This window comes from Catenulispora pinisilvae (assembly GCF_015356865.1).
GTDB lineage: Bacteria > Actinomycetota > Actinomycetes > Streptomycetales > Catenulisporaceae > Catenulispora > Catenulispora pinisilvae.
Genome location: NZ_JAAFZA010000422.1, coordinates 1 through 4,679, shown reverse-complemented (window position 1 = coordinate 4,679; position 4,679 = coordinate 1). Strand labels below are relative to the sequence as shown.

Annotated in this window: 3 protein-coding genes; 2 read left to right on the top strand and 1 reads right to left on the bottom strand. The window is 72.9% G+C overall.

The annotated features are described in order from the left end of the window. Window positions 1–579 (bottom strand): hypothetical protein (locus tag IZR01_RS48220; protein ID WP_194899769.1); only part of this gene is annotated, 579 nt, incomplete at its 3' end. Between the two features lie 118 nt (window positions 580–697). Between IZR01_RS48220 and IZR01_RS48215 the strand changes: the two genes are divergently transcribed. Further along, a complete protein-coding gene (locus tag IZR01_RS48215) occupies window positions 698–3,088 on the top strand; it encodes a helicase-associated domain-containing protein (RefSeq protein ID WP_194899767.1) in 2,391 nt (796 codons plus the stop codon). 85 nt (window positions 3,089–3,173) lie between these two features. Beyond that, window positions 3,174–4,616 carry a proline--tRNA ligase gene (proS, locus tag IZR01_RS48210; RefSeq protein WP_194927786.1) on the top strand — a complete coding sequence of 481 codons (1,443 nt, stop codon included), beginning with the start codon at window positions 3,174–3,176 and terminating at the stop codon, window positions 4,614–4,616. The last annotated feature ends 63 nt before the right edge of the window (window positions 4,617–4,679 follow it).

The window sequence follows — 4,679 nt, the reverse complement described above, 5'->3', positions numbered from 1 at the left end:
GTTGGGGGTCGGGGTCGGGGTGAAGCTGCTGCCGCTCTCGATCGGGATCTGCGGGCCGGCGAGGTTCTCGCCGCCGCCCCCTCCGCCTTCCTCTGGCTCACCGCTGTAGTACCAGTCGTGCGTGCCGGCGCCGAAGGGGTCCGGCTCGGCCGGGATCTCCGGGCCCATCAGGGCCTCCCCGGAGGTGTCGGAGCCGCCGAACCCGCTGGTCGGCGGGTTGGTCAGGGACTCTGGGGTGACCAGGCGGGCCACCTGCGGGTCGACCTCGGGGGAGAAGACGGACGCCGAACCGTAGGAACCGGTGCTGGTCCCCACCCCTCGGCGCTGGCGTTCCCGGGCGGCGTAGAGCGGGTCCTTGTTGGCCTCGGCCATCACCAGGGCCTCGGGGCGGCCCATGCCGAGCAGGATCTGGCGGACGTCGGCGGCCCGGGTGGCCTTGCGGTCTTGGACCCGGGACTCGATCTCCGTTCGGGTCCGGGAGACGAGCTGGTTCCGTGACGTGGGCGACATGCGACCCTCCGCCATCGTGGACAGCTCTGCCAGGTACCGGAACATCTCCTGGTCGGTCTCGGCCGTCACCCCTGCGTTCCCCCTGTTGCTCTTGAGGCCCAATACGGCGGCTGTGCCCTGTGAGGCACCCGCATCCGTATCGTATGCGGGCGCTGTGATCGTCGGGACTCGACTACCGTTGTCTTTGATGCCCACCGAACACCCCGGCCATTCCGCGCGACCCGGCACCACTGGTGCACGGGCGATGACGCGCGCCGCCGGGGCCGGAACGGGTGGCGGCGCGTCTCAGGGTTCGGACACTGTCGGGGCTCGTGGGGGTGTCGGGGCGCTCGGTGTCCGCTCCGCCCCGGTGCCGCGCCGGCGCTCGCTCGCCGACGAATTGCGTTCCTGGCCGGTCGAGCGGCTGGCGAATCTGTTGGCGGTGCGGCCGGATCTGGCGGTGCCGCCCCCGGCGTCGATCGCGGCGCTGGCCGAGCGGGCCTCGCAGCGGGCGTCGGTGGCGCTGGCGATGGACCGGCTGGACGCTTTCACGTTGCAGGTGCTCCAGGCGCTCGCGGTGTCGCCGGAGCCGGTGACCGCCGCCTCCACGGTCGCGCTGCTCGGCGTGCCGGACGACGGGGCCGTCGCCGAGGCGATCGCCCTGCTGCGCGACACGGCGCTGCTGTGGGGGCCCGAGGAAGGACTGCGGCCGCTGGTCAACGCCCGGGAGGCGCTGGGCGAGAACCCGGTCGGGCTCGGACCGCCGCTCGCCTCGGCGTTGAACAACTCCTCCCCGGCCGGGATGCAGGAGTTCCTGCGCCGGCTCGGCCTGCCCGCGACCGCCGATCCGGTCAGCGCGGTCGGTGCGATCGCGGCGCTGGCCGCCGACCCGCCGCGGATGCGGTCGGTGCTCGGCACGGCGCCGGTGGGGGTCGAGGCGGTGCTGGAGAAGCTGGTCTGGGGGCCGCCGTTCGGCAAGGTCGGGGTGTCGGCTGGTGGGGTGGATGCCGGGCTGGACTCCGCGCTGGATCCGGCGCTCGGTGTCGAGCTCATCGCGAATCCGCCGCAGGGAACTGATACTTCCGCTGTGACTTCGAACCCTGTCACCGATACCGGTCCTTCCGAGTCCCCACTGGAATGGCTCCTCGCCCGGGGCCTGCTCGGCCGCTGGACCGAGGACACCGTCGTCCTGCCGCGCGAGATCGCGTTCTTCTTGCGGCGTCACGTTTTCGGGACCGGCCTGCACCACGACCTGGCCGCCGATCCGCCGGCGATCGCCGTCACCCAGCACGACGTGCGGCCCGCCGACGCGGCCGCCGGCGCCGCGGCGACCGCCGTGCCCCGCCGGGTCGAGGAACTGCTCGACGCCTGGGCCGCCGGACCGCCCGGCGTGCTGCGCTCCGGCGGCGCCGGCATCAGGGATCTGCGACGCACCGCCGCGCTGCTGGACGTGCCGGAGGAGGAGGCCGCGTTCCTGGCCGAGCTGGCTTACGCCGCCGGCCTGGTGGCGGCCGATCTGGCGTCCGGCTTCTGGCTGCCGACCCCGGCCTACGACCGCTGGCTGGACCTGCCGGCCGAGCGCCGGTGGGCGGAGCTGGCGGTGGCGTGGCTGGTCTCGGACCGGGCCGCCGGCCGGGTCGGGGCGCCGGACGAGCGGAACCGGCAGGTGGCGCCGCTGTCGGCGGAGGTGGCGTCCTGGGCGGTGACGGAGCTGCGGCGGGACCTGCTCGGCGAGCTGGACCGGCTGCCGAAGGGCGCCACCACCAGCCTGGACGCGCTGGTCGGCCGGCTGTTCTGGGAGCGTCCCCGGCGCAGCGGCCCGGCGGTCCGGCACCTGGTGGACTGGACGCTGCGCGAGGCGGTGTGGCTCGGCGTGGTCGCCCCGGTCCGCGGCGGCGCCGGCATCCTGGCCACCCACGGCCGCGCACTGCTCCTGGGCCTCCCGCGCGAAGCACTGGCCTCCACACTGGGCGCGGCGCTGCCCGAACCGGTGCGCCACGTCCTGATCCAGGGCGACCTGACCGCCATCGCCCCCGGCCCGCTCACCCCGGACGTGGCGCGCGAGATGGCACTGATCGCCGACATCGAGTCGGTCGGCGCGGCGACCGTCTACCGCTTCACGACCGCCTCGGTCCGCCGCGCCTTCGACGCCGGGCGCGGCGCCGACGACCTGCACGCCTTCCTGGCCGAACACTCACTGCACGAGATCCCCCAGGCGCTGAGCTACCTCGTGGACGACGTGGCCCGCCGCCACGGCCGCATCCGCGTCGGCGCCGCGGTCTCCTACGTCCGCGCCGACAACGACGCCGCCCTCACCGAGATGCTGGCCGACCGCCGCACCGGCGGCCTGGGCCTGCGTCGGATCGCCCCCGGCGTGGCCGTGTCCGAGCTGCCCTCCGAGGAACTGCTGGTGGGCCTGCGGGCCAACGGCTACGCCCCGATGGCCGAGAACGAGGACGGCAGCGGCGCGCCGGTGGTGGTCGCGACATCGCGGGCGCGGCGGGCGACGTCGTTCCACCCGTACGCGGTGCAGCGGCAGGCGTTGCCCGGGTCGGCGGCGGTGGTGGGATTGGCTGAGGAACTGATGGCCGGCGGGTAGCGTGGCCGGCGGGGCCGGGGCGGGTTGCGGCCCGACGCGCCCAAAATGCCGTGCCGGCCAGGCTTCGGCTCTGTACCGTTCCGTCATGGCACGCGACGAGCGCGGGGTCACCCCGCAGAGCGAGGACTTCTCCTCCTGGTACAACGAAGTGGTCACCAAGGCTCAGCTGGTGGAGCGGGGTCCGGCGCGCGGCACCATGGTGATCCGACCGTATGGGTACCGGATCTGGGAGCTGCTCCAAGCCGACCTCGACGGGCGCATCAAGGACACCGGCCACGAGAACGCCTACTTCCCGATGCTGATCCCGGAGTCGTATCTCAAGCGGGAGGCCGAGCACGTCGAGGGGTTCGCACCCGAGCTGGCCGTCGTCACCCATGCCGGGGGCAAGGAGCTGGACGAGCCGCTGGTCCTGCGGCCCACGTCGGAGACGGTCATCGGGGAGATGATGGCCAAGTGGGTGACGTCCTATCGGGATCTGCCGCTGCTGCTGAATCAGTGGGCGAACGTCGTCCGCTGGGAGATGCGGACCCGGCTGTTCCTGCGCACCACCGAGTTCCTGTGGCAGGAGGGCCACACGGCTCACGCCGACGAGGCGGAGGCGATGGAGGAGACGCTGCGCATGCTCGACGTCTACGAGCGCGTCAGCCGTGAGATGGCGGCGATTCCGGTCGTGCCGGGGGAGAAGACACCCGGGGAGCGGTTCGCCGGTGCGGTGAAGACCTTCACCGTCGAGGGCATGATGCGCGACGGGAAGGCCCTGCAGAGCGGCACGACGCACTATCTGGGCACGAATTTCGCCAAGGCGTTCACCATCCAGTTCTCCAACGACGCCGGCCGACTGGAGCTGTGCCACACCACCTCCTGGGGCATGTCCACCCGGCTGGTCGGCGGCGTGATCATGACCCACGGCGACGACAAGGGCCTGGTCCTGCCCCCGAAGCTGGCACCGCACCAGGTGGTGATCGTCCCGATCGCACGCGGCGAGCAGGCCCAGGCGGTACTGGACGCGGTACGGGAGCTGGCGGCCCGGCTGAAGACGGCCGGGATCCGGGTGCACATCGACGACCGGCCACAGCTCTCGCCCGGCTTCAAGTTCAACGAGTGGGAGATGCGCGGCGTCCCGATGCGGTTGGAAATCGGGCCGCGCGACCTGGCAGCCGGCACCGCGTTGCTGGCCAAGCGCCTAGGCGACGAGGGCAAGACCGCGATCGCCCTGGACACCGCCCCGCAGACACTGCTGGCCGCACTGGACGACTTCCAAGCCTTCCTACTCCAGCGAGCGATCGACTTCCGCGAGTCGCACACGGCCACCACGAACACCTGGCAGGAGTTCACCGCCGCAGTCGCCACCGGCTGGGCCCGGGCGCTGCACTGCGGACGTCCGGAGTGCGAGGACGAGATCAAGTCCGAGACGGCCGCCACGCCCCGCTGCATCCCGCTGGACGCGGCGGCCGAGGCTGGGACGTGCGTGCGCTGCGACGCGCCGTCGGCGTATGGCAAGCGGGTGCTGTTCGGGCGCGCTTACTGAGCGTGAGCGGAGGGGCGCTTGGCGGGGAGGAGGCTCGGCGAGGAGGAGGAGGGATGGGGTCCC